The organism is Sulfurospirillum diekertiae, assembly GCF_011769985.2.
Classification (GTDB): domain Bacteria; phylum Campylobacterota; class Campylobacteria; order Campylobacterales; family Sulfurospirillaceae; genus Sulfurospirillum; species Sulfurospirillum diekertiae.
The window spans coordinates 453,165-468,462 of record NZ_CP039734.2 but is presented as its reverse complement, the minus strand read 5'-3'; the positions used below and the strand labels follow the sequence as shown (position 1 = coordinate 468,462).

Here is a 15,298-nt window from a genome sequence, read left to right as displayed (position 1 = left end):
ATAATTTAATACTTATTTAAGTTGCTCTGCAACTTCGCTAGCAAAGTCACATGCTTTTTTCTCTAAGCCTTCTCCAAGTTCGAAACGAACATAGCCAACAAGCTCAATTTTACCACCGAGTTCTTTCGCTTTTTCTTCAACAACGTGTGCAATGGTTTTTTTATCATCCATTACATAGAATTGGCTTAAAAGTGTATATTGTTGATCAAGCTGAGTATTGTCAGCAATAAAACGCTCAAGTTGACCAGGAATAATTTTATCCCAGATTTTTTCAGGTTTACCCTGTGCTTTAAGCTCTGCTTCCATCTCTTTTTTAGCATTTTCCAAAACAGCATCATTTAACTGTACACGAGAGACAAACAATGGCATACGTTTAAGAGGCTTTTTAAGACGACTTAACTCTTCATTCTCTTTTTCAATGTCTGCTTTAATACCAATCGTCTCTTTTTCTACAAACTCAGGATCAAGTTCTGTATAGCTTAAGAAAGATGGTTTCATTGCTGCTGCATGCATACAGAGGTTACGGATGAATTCACCCACTGCTGCTGCTGTTTTTTCACTGTCACAATTTGCAGCGATAAGAACACCTACACGACCATTTGAGTGAACGTAGCCATTTACAACGCCATTTGCACCCGCTTTAAGCGTTGCAAAACGCCTAACAACAAGATTTTCACCAATGGTTGCAACTTTCGTTGCAAAATACTCTTCAAACACAGTACCATTAATGGTTGTTTTCATCAACTCTTCAGTTGTTTCAACATTAGTTGCTTGGATATGTGCGGTAGTGTCTTTCGTTAAATTAATAAAGCCTTCGTTTTTGGCAACAAAGTCAGTTTCAGCATTAATTTCACTGACGGTTGCAATTTTAAGACTTGGATCAACAAAAACATTGACCAAACCTTCGCTTGCAAGTCTGTCAGCTTTTTTAGCTGCTTTACCAAGACCTTTTTCTCTTAAAAGGTCTTTTGCTGCTTCAAAGTCACCGTCAGTATCGACAAGTGCTTTTTTGCAGTCCATCATACCAGCCCCAGTGGACTCACGTAACTCTTTAACTAAAGCAGCAGTAATCTCAGCCATTATTCGCCTGCCTCTACTGCAAATTCTTCTTCGCTGACCACTTCTTCGATCAACTCTTTTTTCTCGTCTTCGCTAATGTCAGCCACTTCTTCAGTTGCTGGAGCGTCTTTTGAACGGATTTCATAGCCTTCAGTCATCGCTTCACACATCTCTTTACAGAAAAGTTGAATTGAACGGATCGCATCATCATTTCCTGGGATTGGAAGATCTACAACGTCTGGATCACAGTTAGTATCTAGTGGAGCTACAACAGTAATTCCAAGTCTTCTTGCTTCTTGAACGGCGATTTTCTCTTTTACGGTGTCAATAACAAAGATCATATCTGGTAAGTTTTTCATGTTTCTGATACCACCAAGGTAATCAAGAAGTTTCTCTTTTTTTCTTCTAAGCATTAACGCTTCTTTTTTCGTTAGAAGGTCAATTTGTCCATCTTCTTCCATTTTCTCGATGATGTCAAGTTTACGGATTGATTGTCTGATGGTTTGATAGTTAGTAAGCATTCCGCCTAACCATCTGTGGTTAACGTATGGCATTCCACATTTTTCTGCGTACTCTTTAATCGCTTGGCTTGCTTGTTTTTTTGTACCAACAAAAAGCATTGTTTTGCCCTCTGCTGCTGCATCTTTAACAACATTGTATGTATATCTAAAATAACGTAGTGTTTTTTGTAAATCTACGATATAGATGTTTTTTCTCTCGCCGAAGATGAATTTTTTCATCTTTGGATTCCAACGACGTGTTTGGTGTCCGAAGTGTACACCACACTCTAATAAGTCTTTCATGGTTACCATGAAGTGCTCCTTTGTTTTGTTTTTTGGTTTAGCCTCCACACCCATCAACAGTATAAACTGCAACCGTAAAGGATTGGTGTGTGTGAGATTTGGACGGTGATTATAGTCAAAAAAAGATTAATTTTTGCTTGCTTTAATCATTTTATAAGAAAATTTACTTACTTTAATTTACTTTAAATCAAAAAAATCCTATAATTGCGCAATTTTAAAAGAAAGAGGTACTATTTTGCGTTTTATTTTAGCCTGTTTATTGAGCGTATCCTTACTAAGTGCCTCAAATATAAAGTACCTTGGTAGCGATTTGCAGAGCAATGGAGATTTAGAAGCTGAATTTAATACACAAAATAGTGAAAATCTTTTTGATCCACTGAGCGGTTACAATGAAATCATGACATCCATTAACGATCATTTTTATGAATACCTTTTGCGACCAACTGCACAAGGCTATGCGTATATTGTTCCTGAAATGGCTCGGCATGGTGTCTCAAACTTTTTTGAGAACCTTTTCTTTCCTATCCGTTTTGTTAACAATCTTTTACAGCTTAAATTGCACAATAGTTGGGAAGAAACTGAACGTTTTGTACTTAATTCAACGATGGGTATTTTAGGCTTTCGTGACGTTGCAGGTGAAGAGCTCGGCATTAAAGCACACGATGAAGATTTAGGACAAACACTTGGGTATTATGGCGTGGGTAGTGGCTTTCATGTTGTCCTTCCGCTATTGGGACCATCCAATGTCCGCGATATTGTTGGTCTTGTGGGTGACGCATGGCTCAATCCTATCAATTACATTAATGACAATGATCCTGATTTATTTAATAGCTCAGGAGAATCTTTAGCTGTTACAGCATTCTATATCGTCAATAAAACTTCTTTACATGTAAAAGAGTATGACAGTTTTAAAAAAGATGCTATTGAACTCTATCCTTTTTTACGTAATGCCTACGAATCACGAAGAAATAAACTCATAAGTGAATAAAGCAATGAAACGAATTTTTACGCTATTACTATTATCCCTTTTATGCACTTCACCAGCTATGGCACTTGAAGAGCAAAATATTTCTTCTTTTATGCAAACCAATATTGATCTAGCAACCACAATTCTACGTGACAAAAAAATTCAAAAAACTGAGAGATCAGAAAAACTTTTTGCTATTTTTGATTTAATTTTTGACTATAATTTAATGGCACAACTTGCCATCGGTGGTAAGCAATGGTCATCACTTGCGCCAGAAAAACAAGTGGAATTTACTAAACTCTTTGAGATGAAGCTTAAAAATTCATATATGGAAAAACTTGATCTCTACACTGATGAAAAAATTGTTATTAAGAATCTAGAAAAAATTAAAGACACCCGTATCCATTTAACAACGCATTTGATGAAAAACAGTGAAGTATATGAGATTATTTATAAATTCTATAAAGACAAAAATGGTAGTTGGATGATTTATGATGTTGATATTTTGGGAGTCAGTATCATTCAAACGTATCGTACACAGTTTGCAGATATTTTAGCGAAAGAGCCTTTTGAGAATTTACTTGAAAGGCTCAAAAAACCTGATGAGCTGACACCAAAGAAACAGTAATTTTTGGCAACACCACTGTTTCTTTGATATTATGCGTTAATTTTCTCTTTAATGATTTTTGCTTTTTGAGCAATCATCGCAATTTTTTCTGAGCCACTTAGACCCTCATTAAGCAGAACCTCCACGAAAGCACTTCCGACAATAACTCCATCAACACCACGAGCCCGTTCTTTTGCTGTCTTTTCATTCACACCAAAGCCTACAAACAGAGGTGTACTACTCTGTTCTTTAATCATTTGAATGGTTTTGGTAAGATCTTCACTTGAGTGAGCTCCAGTGATGCCCGCATAAGCTACAAGATAAATAAACCCTTTTGCATCTTTGACCACTTTAGCAATCCGTTCTTTACTATCCGTTGGTGCTACAAAACTAATGAGTGAAAGCTTATATTGCTCCATTAAAGAGACATAAGGCAACGCTTCTTCATGAGGGAGATCAGGAATAATAAATCCTTTCACACCAAACTCAGCCGCTTTTTGAGCAAACACTTCAACACCTTTATGATAAAAAGGGTTAAAGTATCCCATCCAATACGTCTCAATTTTTGGAGCAACCACAGAAGAAATCTCAAAAAGTGTCTCCATTTTAAAACCATTTTGCAAGGCATGTAAATTTGCAACTTCGATGATAGGACCATCCGCTACAGGATCAGAAAAAGGAATTCCTAACTCTAATTTATCTACACCTGCTTCTTTTAGGGCAGAAACTAAATCTAATGAAAAATTTTGATCGGGAAATCCCGCAGTAATATAGGCAACTAATTGCTTCACTCTCTCTCCAACGTATGAGGTACTTTTATAATTAAGGGATTTAAAACCGTAAAAAATGCAGCATCATTTTCCACATCTTTGCGATATCGTTCAAACTGGTCACTTACAAGAAGTAACCAATCAATAAATTCTTCACTTGCAGGGCCTTGCAATGTACGTGCTTCTTCAGCAATATCTTCACACAAGACTGCCAATTTAATAATGGGATCGAGTTTTAAAAAGCCCGCAGCTGATTTCATATTGTGGAAAATACGAAAAAGATCCCCAATATTGTCAACATAACGCTCTTTTTTGCTGAGCCCAATAATCAGAGGCTCCATATTTTCACACATAATGGCATAGTGAGAGATAAAATCTCCTACAATTTCGATGTCAAAATCAACTTCCAATTGTGCCAAAAGACCCATGTTTTTACCCTCCGAAGTAGCTCATTGTATCATGTTTTTTATAAATTTTTCTTGTCCTAAAATAGGGTATAATCTCCCCATGAAAACAATTACATCCATTAAACAACATAAAGGGCAAACTCCCCTTACTGTGATTACGGCATATGATGCACTCTTTGCATCACTGTTTGACCAAAAGGTCGACATGATTCTTGTGGGCGATAGCCTCAATATGAGTTTCAATGCTAAACCAGATACGCTCTCTGCTAGCATGGAAGTAATGTTATACCACACTAAAGCAGTATGTGCTGGAGCCAAAGAAACTTTTATTATTTGTGATATGCCTTTTGGTACTTACACTGATGAAAAAATGGCACTGCATAACGCTTCACTCGTCTATAGTCAAACCAATGCGCATGCCGTTAAAATTGAAGGCGGAATCAGTCGTGCACCTATTATCAAAGCACTGACACAAAACTCTATTGCCGTCATGGCACACATTGGCTTAATGCCTCAGTATGTAAGAAGTGAAGGCGGCTATAAAGTCCGTGGGCGCAGTGAAGCAGATATTCTTTCCTTGATTGAAGATGCTAAGGCTATCGAAGAGGCAGGTGCTTTTAGCGTGGTCATCGAAGGGGTTGTCGAAGAAGCCGCACGTCGTATTTCTGAAGCGATTTCTATTCCAACGATTGGGATAGGAGCGGGTAAATATACCGATGGTCAAGTCTTAGTCTGGAGCGATATGTTAGGTTTCTTTCAAGCGTTTCAACCCAAATTTGTTAAACGCTATTTAGAAGGTGCTACCTTGGTGCAAAACGCTGTTGATGCTTATGTTAAAGAGGTGCAAGAACGAAGCTTCCCTGAAATACCTTACACTTACACAAAGTGAGCGAGATGGAACGCATTGTGGAAATCGAAAAAATCTCTTTTGAAAATGAGTACGAAAAAAGTTTACGTCCCTCTTCATTTGAAGATTACATCGGGCAAGAGAAGATCAAAAAGAATTTACAAGTTTTCATTCAAGCCGCACAAAAACGCTCCGAGTGCTTAGACCACATTCTCTTTTTTGGCCCTCCAGGTCTTGGAAAAACGACACTAGCACATATCATCTCCAACGAGATGCGTGCTAATATGAAAATAACCGCCGCGCCGATGATCGAAAAAAGTGGTGATTTAGCCGCGATTTTGACTAATCTTCAAGAAGGGGACATCCTCTTTATTGACGAAATTCACAGGCTTTCTCCTGCCATTGAAGAGATACTCTATCCCGCAATGGAAGATTTTCGCCTTGACATTATCATAGGCTCTGGCCCTGCGGCACAAACGATCAAAATTGATTTGCCTCATTTTACACTCATAGGGGCAACCACAAGGGCTGGTATGATTAGCTCACCTTTGCGCGATCGTTTTGGAATGCACTTTCGTTTACAATTTTACACGAAAGAGGAGCTTTCACTCATCATTACCAAAGCATCGCATAAACTTGAAAAAATCTGTCAACACGATGCAGCACATGAGATGGCAAGACGCTCACGAGGTACGCCTAGGATTGCCTTACGCCTTTTAAAACGTATCCGTGATTATGCCGACGTGGTAGATGAAGAGACAATTAGCATCGAACGAGCGCAATATGGACTCAATGAACTAGGGGTCAATGATCTTGGTTTTGATGAACTGGATATTAAATACCTTGAACTCTTGCTACAAAGTAAAGGTCGTCCTTTAGGGCTCAGCACGATGGCAGCTGCTTTGAGTGAAGATGAGGGAACCATTGAAGATGTGATTGAACCTTATTTGCTTGCTAACAGTTATATTGAACGAACAGCGCGTGGAAGAATTGCCACGGCTAAAACGTATGAACTTTTTCGTCTTACTCCCCCAACGTTACAAAGTGCACTTTTTGAGGATAATGTATGAATGAACATCGCTTTTTTTTAACAGCCATTTTCTTAGCCGTTTTATTTTCTATTATCAAGCTGTATGAACCTTTTTTGATGATTATTACCATTGCTTCACTTCTCGCTATGGCAACGTATACGATTAACCTGCAGTTATATAAATTGACAAAAAGTAAACATCTATCGGCTCTTTTGTCAACGGTTTTTTTATCCATTTTACTGTTTGGACCTATTGTTTATACTATCACTTCGATTGGTGGAATAGTCAACAATTTTGATTTTTCGATGATCGAAAGAGTACAAACATATCTGCGAACACTTGATTATCACCTTCCTGCGCCACTGGCATTTATGCAATCAACCTTGGATGATTTTATCAGCAATCTTAATATCGCTCAAATCTCTACGACTGCCCTTTCCTATCTTGGATCAATCGGTAAAAATAGTGCTGGCTTTTTAAAAGACATGCTCCTCATCGTTGTCTTTTTCTTCTTTGCACTGCTCAATGGCAAAGACCTCATTGATTATTTTAAAAGCGTGATGCCTATTGAGGAAAAAGAGGTTAATTTTGTCTTTTCTGAGGTTACCAATGTCATGAGTGTTGTTTTCTATTCTATTTTATTTAGTGCAATCTTTCAAGGGGCACTCTTTTCGTTCATTGGTATGTACTTTGGTTATGATGGATTATTGTTAGGAATTTTTTATGGGTTTGCATCTCTTATCCCCATTGTGGGTGGAGCACTCATGTGGATTCCACTCTGTGCCATCGAAGTGGCGCATGGCAATACGACAACCGCGATTATCATTGCAACCTATTCGATTGTAGTGATTTCTATCATCGCCGATACATTTATTAAACCACTTATTATCAAGTACATCAATGACAAAATGGTTAAAACGCCTACTGCCGTTAATGAACTCTTGATTTTCTTTGCTATTTTTGCAGGACTTACAACCTTTGGTTTTTGGGGAATGATATTAGGCCCTGCGATTACGACACTCTTTTTATCACTTTTAAAACTCTACAAACTGCTCAAAGAGAAGCATTACATGTAAAAAGAGGTTAGGGCTAAACGTTAAACGTTTAGCCCTAACCTCTTTTTTTTCGGAATATAAAATGATTCTATGGAACTATTCCGTTTTTTTCTCTATGTATTTAGCGCCATCATTGACCTTATCTTTGCTCCATTCAGCACCGTTTGCGGTATCTTTTTTGACACCATGCCATGTTTCACAACCACTTGCCATGATAACTATGAACAGAAGCATTAGAAATGTTAAACTCTTTTTCATTGTGTATCCTTTCGATTTTACTGATGCTCTCAAGAATTTTTTGTATCTTCAGCCCTTTTGTTTAAAAGAGCTGAAATGGTGTAGCATTACAGATCACTCCACTATACATCAATATTTCTTTTTTAGAATCTCCTACTTTTGGAGATGCAATGATCGGAGTTATGAAATAAAGAGTCAGAATTAAGTATTTAACTTTTTTGAAGGAGATATCAAGATTATCTTTACATGTAAAGATAAAAATAACAAGAACCTGCGAAAGAGATAGACTAGACTATCTCTTTCACCAACGTTTCTATTTGCTCTATAATCTTATGATGACGTGCTTTTCGCTCTTCCAAAAAGGCTACTTTTTCCTCTTTAATCGCCGTAAATTGACTGATTAAACGGTCATAATCTTTATTGAGGAATGTGTTTCGTGTGTTCATCATATTTTCAAGCTCATAGAGATGAAATGAGGTTCTAAGGCGCTCTTTAATCTCATCGAGTTTGGGGGTATAGAGTGAAAATTTTGTGGGATTTTCCTCGTAGAGCTTAGCGGATTTTTCGATTTTGTTCTCCAAAAACGCTACACATACTTCAGTGGCATTTTGGTAGTTGAAACTGACCGCGCTACTAAGATGGTTAAACTCGGAACTGATCTTCGCGTAGGAACTAGCGATTTCATCGTTAAACGGTTTTAAGATGCTCTCATACGCCTTGGAAGCAAAACGGCGCATATTGGCAAATTCGATGTCGGAGTGAAGCTCTTCACTTTTACGAATCACCTCATACGGTGCTTGCCATTTCAAAATACCCTGCTCTAATGAACGGTACACCAAACGGTTTTTATCGTTGACTTCATTTTGAATAGCGCCTAGATTTTTTACGTACTGTTTGAACATTTTGCCAATCAAATTCTCTTCGTAAAAAAGACTTTTATAGATGAGATCAGAGTTAATTTTCGGCGCTTGGTACTCAAAAGGCAGATACGATTGGTGTTTACTGAAAAGCCCTGTTTTTTGCGCTTCATAACGTATTTGTGTTACCGTGGTGATTTGATTGTAAATGGCATCAGCAATGGTCTCAATGATCTGCTCAATGCGCATAAACGCACTTTTCAGATCATGTGAGAATTTACCTTTTAGTTCAGTAAATAAACCTTTTGCCTCAGCTTCAAAACGGATAATTTCGCCTAAAAGTTCATCGTAAATAGAGAGAAAGAGTTGGTGTTGCGCAATCAATTTGGCTGTAATATCTTTAATCTCTTTGGTAATAGCAAACTCTTTGGATTGGGTCGATTTGGGTTGAATTTCGTTGCGAATAAAATCCAAGACTTTATCGATATTGGACTCTTCCAAAAGTTTAAGATTAGCACCCAAATCACTTTGTAAGATCGAATCCAGTGTCGTTTGATACGCTTTAAAATCATGCTCAACTTGTGCAAAGTCAAGCTTCTCACCACCGTTTTCAAGCTTTACATGTAAATCATGCATAAACGTTTCAAGCGTCTCTTCCATCATCACTTTTTTGTCGTGACTACGTGACTCTAACGCTTGACGTGCCGAGATAGGAATGACATCACTAAAAAACTCTTTAAAAGCCGTCTTCACGTAATTCGTTGTCTCTTCGATCTGTTGTGGCGTAAATTTGTCTTTTTGGTTTAGAACACAAAGAGATTTGTTTTGGTACTTGCCAAGGTACTCTTCCAAAACTTGAAGTTCACTCATTTTTCCCGCATTATCGATGAGTGTCAACCAGATAATGCCATCGACTTCTTTGAGCACTTTCTCAGTCGTTTGCGTATCACTCGCCGCTTGAGAGTTAAGACCTGGAGTATCTACAAATACAACATCTTTGAGGATGTTGAGTGGCGCATAAAGCACAAGATAAGCGATGTCTTCAACATGCTCACGTTGGTCTGTAAAATGCGCAATCGTGTTGATGTCATGGTATTCATCACGCCCGTCTTTATAGCGCACACGGATTTTAAACTCTTCACCATAACGAATATAATTGACTTTGGACGTCACGGGCGTGATGCCTGTGGGAAGAATATTTTTGGCTAAAAGTGCATTGAGAAACGTTGATTTTCCACTGGAAAACTGCCCTGTTATAGCAACTTTCATCGGCTCTTCGGAGCGCATTTGAAGACGATCTAACGCTTTTTTGAGTTGGATAGAAGGGAGTTGCTGCTCTTCAAGAAGTACATATTGCACTTTTTTGAGAGCTCCCAAAAGCGTAGCATCAAAGGTTGGAACAACTTTTAGAAAATGTTCTTTATAAGAAGTGACAAAACTCTCGAGCAGACTCATTTTGACTCCTTTTGTACGTTTAAGTCATTTAAGACGATGCCCATTACACGCTCTTTTTCTTTAATCTCTAAAATGCGTGCTTCACGGTTGAGCGATTGATCTTTCATCTGGCGCATCGCATGTTCGATCAATACACCTTCTGTGCTAAAACGCTCTTCAATGACACGTGCAGGTGCTTCACAGAGATTGACAAATGAACCTAAAAGTTCTTGATTAACGTTGTGGAGTTTCTCCTCAAGCATCTCTTTGATGTGGGAGAATTCCGTTCCAAAAATCGTCTCAAAGCTCATAGAAAGTGCACTAGGATCATTCTTGCCATACTTTGCGATCGCATCATTGGTTGCCGCTATCACAATGGTACTGTTTTTGAAAATCAGGAGTGAACCTAAATGCTCTTCACAAAAGGCTTTGGCATCAAACATTGGGGCTGTGCCCTCTGTCTTAAATTCACCGTATTTTGCATCCATGTACTCTAAGGAACTTTGCATCTTTTTTTGAAACTCATAGCGATAATCGCGCACCAAATCGACCATACCATCTTTGATCGCCGTTTCTATGATCGAGCCAATGCGCTCCTCTTTGGGCGCTTTTTTGTTTTTGCTAAACTCATAACTTACATCGTCTGTAATACGGCGCTTAACAATATCTTGAAGTTTATTGAGTTGGTTGCTTGCAAATTTGGAAAGGGTGCCAAAGTAGTGTTCCATCTCCTCTTTGCTCTGCGCCACGCTGGTTTTGATCTGCTCCAAAAAGTCTGCCATGACCGCTTTTTCTTCTTGGTGTTTCGCGTAGGCGTGTTCAATCTCTTCATTCGAGATACTTAAGTAGTGGAGCTCTTGCTCGAAGGTATTCATCGACTCAGTAATGACAGACTCAATCTCTTTTCGATTGGCGGAGATAATAAGATTGGCTTTTTGGCTATTACTTCCAAAAAGAACATCTTCCAAATAGGCTTCCACCAGAGGTAAGCCAGTACGTTCCATATCATATCCAAGTGCGAGGGCATCTTTTTCTTGCCCTAATTTATGCATTAAGGCAAGTTTCCCAGCAATGGGGATAAAGACGATTTTAGCGATCACTTCATCGAGTTTTGCGCCTTTGTTTTGCTCGTTAAGCCTTGCTTCGATGCTGCGTTTGGTATAGGCAATTACTTCTTGAAGCTCTTTCTCGGCAATCGCATCAATACGTGTAATCACAATCAGCAACTGTGCCACATTACGATACAAAAGTGCGTCAATGATAAAATCGATATCTTTTTGGGTCGCTGCTTGCGCTGCATTCATAAGATGAATCATCAAATCACATTCACTGAGGTATTCCAACGTAATCTCTTCACGTTGCACGACAGGATCATCAAGACCCGGAGTATCAACGATTTGAACACCATCTTGGACAAACTTCAAATCAGTATAAAGTTCAACACTTTTAACAAGATTGCATTTTTTATCAGAGTGTTTTGCCGAAGTGTAAAGGGCCAAATCTTCGACAGAGATAGACTCACTCTGCCCTTTTGGCGTTACGAGTGCATTAAAGGTGTCACCAAAATGCGCTTTGCTCTCTTTAACAAATGCTTCTAAACTTTTAAGACTTTTGGCACCCTCTTCGATCTTGCTCCACTCTTTGGTATTCCAAAAATTGACAATGGCGTAAGGGTTTTTGGCGTATTTAATGAGGGTTAGGTTCGCCGTTTCAGGGACAACAGATGTTCCTAGCACCTCTTGACCTAAAAGTGCATTGAGCATCGTCGATTTACCCGCATTCATAACACCTGTAATTCCAATGGAAAAACGCTGATTTTCAAGACGTTCGGGTATGGCACTCAAACGATCATGCAAACGAGGTGTTTCAACCGCTTGTTTCAGATTTTCAATGGCAGTAAGCAGAAGATTGAGTTTGGTTTTATAGTAGTTTTCTTGGCTTGTTGCACGCTTTACATGTAAAGAGGTTACTTCGATTTTTTTCTCTTCGATAAGAGAGATGATACTGCCTAAAGAACGCACAGCATCATAAGAGATAATCCCCTCTTTTTTTAAAAGCTCTAAGCGCTTTGTGATAGCATGGTTGACTTGCAAATTACCCAAAGTAACCAGATAACCCAGCAGTTGAGATTGCGCATATTGGATGTTTTCTTTGCTAAATGTTGCATGTTGAAAAAGTGTATTTAAAACTGTTTTGGGTTCTTCTAAGATTGCCATATTGGTAAAATTCTGAGGACTCATGATCAATAAGATAGCGACACTGTCGCAAAAATTATCGAAAGAAGTTAATCTGTATTGATCGAACTCTGTAGTATGTTTTTCATCGAAAACAACTTCTTGGTTTAACCTCTCACCCCAGATGAGTAAGAAAAAATCATTGATGATATGCATGAGATACTATCTTTAAAGTTTTTTTGATTATATCAGTATTTCTTATAAGAGAAACAAAATTGTGAGACTAAATGTCAAGATTAAGGCAAGGGATAAGACAAAGTATCTTATCCCTTAAAAGAAGGCAATTTTTTATTTGAGAGCGACGAGTTTTCGTCTCATATAAGCAATTTTTGATTGAAGTGGTAAGTGTTTTGGACAGTTGTCTTCGCACGCAACGAGACTCATACATCCAAAGATTCCATCATCATCGCCAACAAGCTCATAGAAGTCTTCATCGGTTCTTTCATCGTGTGGATCCATTGCAAAACGTGCAACACGGTTCAAACCAACGGCACCAATAAAGTTTGGTCTCATCAATTTTGTACCACATGCCGCAACACAGATACCGCACTCAATACAACGATCAAGCTCAAACGTCTCATCTGCGAGTTTTGGATCCATCGGTGCTTCAAGTTTAGAAATATCTGGTTTATGGTTCGTATGAATCCAACTCTCAACACGTTTACTCATACCGTTCATCCAGTTACCTGTATCAACTGAAAGGTCTTTAATGAGTTTAAATGCTGGCATTGGCATCAATTGAATCACGCCGCCTGGGAAATTTTTTGTCAATGTTCTACATGCAAGGGCAGGTTTACCATTAACCATCATACCGCAACTTCCACAGATACCTGCACGGCATACAAAGTCAAAAGAAAGGTCAGCATCCATTGTTTCGCGAATTTTCGTAAGCGCAATAAACAGTGTCATACCATCAGTTTCTTCAAGTTTGTACTCTGCAAAATGTGCTTTTGAAAGTTTTGATTGTGGGTTATATTTCATAGCCCTTATGGTAATAGTTCTACTCATTTTGCATCTCCAAATCTCTCATTTTTAGCTTTATAGTATGGTTGAAGCTCAAATGGCATAAGCGCATCTTGAATCATATATCTGTCTTTGCCTGCGGCTTCCATCTCTTCACGGAGTTTATCCACTTCTTCTTGGCGTTTAAGGCTTAACTCATTTTCAATAATCATGCCCTTTGCACCGTATCCGCGGAACGCTGGTGGAATTTCCATTTTCATAATATCGAGGTCTTCGTAACTTACCGTTGGAAGGGTAGCGCCCTCTTTCCATGAAGTAAGGGTACGTTTCAACCAGTTCGCATCATCACGTTTCAAGAAGTCTTCACGGTAATGCGCACCACGACTCTCTGTTCTATCACGTGCACCTGCAGCAACACAAAGAGCAAGTTTAAGCATCATTGGAACACGGTATGCCTCTTCAAGCTCTGGGTTAGCAGAAGTTGTTTTAGATTTAATCGTAACATCATGAGATTTTTTGAGAAGTTCTTCAAGCTCGTTAACTGCTTCAGCAAGACCTTTGCCATCACGGAAAATCGCAACTTTTTCCCACATAATATCTCTCATTCTGTTTTTGATTTCAAAGATATTAAATTTACCTTTGTTGGTTAACAAGTGGTTGATGAAATCAGATTGTTTTTTCAATGCTTTTTCAATCGTTGCTGTATTAACATTGACTTCATTTGATAAACAATAATCCGCAAAATAATCACCAACAATCATACCTGCAACAACGGTTTCACTGACTGAGTTACCACCAAGGCGGTTAAATCCGTGCATATCCCAACAAGCAGCTTCACCCGCAGAAAAAAGACCTGAAAGTGTTGGAGACTCACCGGTTGGTTTGGTTCTAATACCACCCATTGAGTAATGTTGCATTGGAAGAACGGGTGCCCAGCCTTTTGGACCTTCATCCGCAGGATCGATACCGTTAAAGATTTGACAAATTTCTTGTACATCTCTTAGGTTTCTCTCAATGTGCGCACGACCAAGGATAGAAATATCTAACCACAAGTGCTCGCCATATGGAGATTTAACACCTTTACCTTTACGGATGTGTTCCATCATACGACGACTTACAACGTCACGGCTAGCCAATTCTTTTTTCTCTGGCTCGTAGTCAGGCATAAATCTATGACCATCAACGTCTCGGAGTAAACCACCATCACCTCTACAGCCTTCTGTTAAAAGAATACCTGAAGGAACGATTGGGGTTGGGTGGAATTGTACTGCTTCCATGTTACCCAGTGTTGCAACACCCGTTTCTAGAGCAATAGCAGCACCAATACCATCACAAATAACCGCATTAGTTGTTTGTTTGTAAAGTCTTCCGTAACCCCCCGTTGCGATCAAAGTACCTTTAGCAACATAAGCCCAAAGCTCACCCGTTACAAGGTCTCTTACAATCGCACCGTAACAACGGTTATTTTCATGAATTAAAGCAATCGCTTCTTTTCTATCTTCAATATTGACATTATGTTTAAGAGCTTCATTCGCAACACCAAAAAGCATGGTATGACCTGTAGCATCTGCTGTATAACAGGTTCTCCATTTTTTAGTACCACCAAAGTCACGAGAGTGGATATAACCATGTACTTCATCGTCTTCCACGATCGTTGTTCTCTCAGCATTGATGATAGCTTCTCTACCACCTTTAGCAATTCTAGTCCAAGGTACGCCCCAGCCCGCTAATTCACGAATCGCTTTAGGAGCAACGGTAACGAACATACGTGCAACTTCTTGGTCACAACCCCAGTCACTACCTTTTACAGTATCGGCAAAGTGAACATCTTCGTTGTCACCACGACTCATTTTTGAGTTACCAAGACTTGCTTGCATACCACCTTGTGCCGCAGCAGAGTGAGATCTCTTAACTGGACAAAGACTTAAAACTGTTGTACTAAGACCTTTAGATTGCGTTGCAATCGCCGCTCTAAGACCTGCTAAACCACCACCGATAACCAGTGCATCACAATATTTTACGTTCAT

14 protein-coding genes are annotated in these 15,298 nt (G+C 38.9%); 5 read left to right on the top strand and 9 right to left on the bottom strand.

The window, feature by feature from the left end; genetic code table 11:
• Positions 1 to 12: 12 nt before the first annotated feature.
• Both tsf and rpsB read right to left on the bottom strand, forming a co-directional pair.
• Positions 13 to 1,080: a translation elongation factor Ts gene (gene tsf, locus FA584_RS02450; RefSeq protein ID WP_096045837.1), complete on the bottom strand. Its 1,068-nt coding sequence runs from the start codon at positions 1,078 to 1,080 to the stop codon at positions 13 to 15.
• A complete protein-coding gene (gene rpsB, locus FA584_RS02445) occupies positions 1,080 to 1,871 on the bottom strand; it encodes a 30S ribosomal protein S2 (protein WP_096045836.1) in 792 nt (263 codons plus the stop codon). Before rpsB ends, tsf begins: the two co-directional genes overlap by 1 nt.
• Positions 1,872 to 2,097: 226 nt before the next feature.
• Between rpsB and FA584_RS02440 the strand changes: the two genes are divergently transcribed.
• Positions 2,098 to 2,850: an MlaA family lipoprotein gene (locus tag FA584_RS02440; protein ID WP_096045835.1), complete on the top strand. Its 753-nt coding sequence runs from the start codon at positions 2,098 to 2,100 to the stop codon at positions 2,848 to 2,850.
• Between the two features lie 4 nt (positions 2,851 to 2,854).
• Positions 2,855 to 3,457: a Tgt2/MlaC family protein gene (locus FA584_RS02435; RefSeq protein WP_096047772.1), complete on the top strand. Its 603-nt coding sequence runs from the start codon at positions 2,855 to 2,857 to the stop codon at positions 3,455 to 3,457.
• A gap of 29 nt (positions 3,458 to 3,486) precedes the next feature.
• Here the strand turns inward: FA584_RS02435 and trpA are convergent, their stop codons facing one another.
• A complete protein-coding gene (trpA, locus tag FA584_RS02430) occupies positions 3,487 to 4,227 on the bottom strand; it encodes a tryptophan synthase subunit alpha (protein WP_096045834.1) in 741 nt (246 codons plus the stop codon).
• The gene (locus FA584_RS02425; protein ID WP_096045833.1) at positions 4,224 to 4,634 is read right to left on the bottom strand and encodes an Hpt domain-containing protein; all 411 of its coding nucleotides are present in this window, start codon (positions 4,632 to 4,634) and stop codon (positions 4,224 to 4,226) included. Before FA584_RS02425 ends, trpA begins: the two co-directional genes overlap by 4 nt.
• A 79-nt stretch (positions 4,635 to 4,713) precedes the next feature.
• Here FA584_RS02425 and panB point away from each other — a divergent pair, with 79 nt between their 5' ends.
• The 3 genes from panB to FA584_RS02410 are packed head-to-tail and all read left to right on the top strand — an operon-like array spanning position 4,714 to position 7,567.
• The gene (panB, locus tag FA584_RS02420; RefSeq protein ID WP_096045832.1) at positions 4,714 to 5,502 is read left to right on the top strand and encodes a 3-methyl-2-oxobutanoate hydroxymethyltransferase; all 789 of its coding nucleotides are present in this window, start codon (positions 4,714 to 4,716) and stop codon (positions 5,500 to 5,502) included.
• 5 nt (positions 5,503 to 5,507) lie between these two features.
• Complete coding sequence (gene ruvB / locus FA584_RS02415) at positions 5,508 to 6,530, top strand: Holliday junction branch migration DNA helicase RuvB (RefSeq protein ID WP_096045831.1); 1,023 nt, start codon at positions 5,508 to 5,510, stop codon at positions 6,528 to 6,530.
• Positions 6,527 to 7,567, top strand: coding sequence for an AI-2E family transporter (locus FA584_RS02410; RefSeq protein ID WP_096045830.1), 1,041 nt, complete (start codon positions 6,527 to 6,529; stop codon positions 7,565 to 7,567). Before ruvB ends, FA584_RS02410 begins: the two co-directional genes overlap by 4 nt.
• Before the next feature lie 75 nt (positions 7,568 to 7,642).
• Here FA584_RS02410 and FA584_RS02405 read toward each other — a convergent pair whose 3' ends face one another.
• The 5 genes from FA584_RS02405 to FA584_RS02385 all read right to left on the bottom strand — a co-directional run bounded on the left by FA584_RS02405 (position 7,643) and on the right by FA584_RS02385 (position 15,298).
• Complete coding sequence (locus tag FA584_RS02405) at positions 7,643 to 7,804, bottom strand: hypothetical protein (protein ID WP_167750950.1); 162 nt, start codon at positions 7,802 to 7,804, stop codon at positions 7,643 to 7,645.
• Between the two features lie 266 nt (positions 7,805 to 8,070).
• Positions 8,071 to 10,095 (bottom strand): dynamin family protein, encoded by a 2,025-nt coding sequence (locus tag FA584_RS02400; RefSeq protein WP_167750133.1) that lies wholly within the window; start codon positions 10,093 to 10,095, stop codon positions 8,071 to 8,073.
• Positions 10,092 to 12,464, bottom strand: coding sequence for a dynamin family protein (locus tag FA584_RS02395; protein WP_096045828.1), 2,373 nt, complete (start codon positions 12,462 to 12,464; stop codon positions 10,092 to 10,094). The genes FA584_RS02400 and FA584_RS02395 overlap by 4 nt, the downstream gene beginning before the upstream one ends.
• A gap of 132 nt (positions 12,465 to 12,596) precedes the next feature.
• A complete protein-coding gene (locus FA584_RS02390; RefSeq protein WP_096045827.1) occupies positions 12,597 to 13,316 on the bottom strand; it encodes a fumarate reductase iron-sulfur subunit in 720 nt (239 codons plus the stop codon).
• The gene (locus tag FA584_RS02385) at positions 13,313 to 15,298 is read right to left on the bottom strand and encodes a fumarate reductase flavoprotein subunit (protein WP_096045826.1); all 1,986 of its coding nucleotides are present in this window, start codon (positions 15,296 to 15,298) and stop codon (positions 13,313 to 13,315) included. The genes FA584_RS02390 and FA584_RS02385 overlap by 4 nt, the downstream gene beginning before the upstream one ends.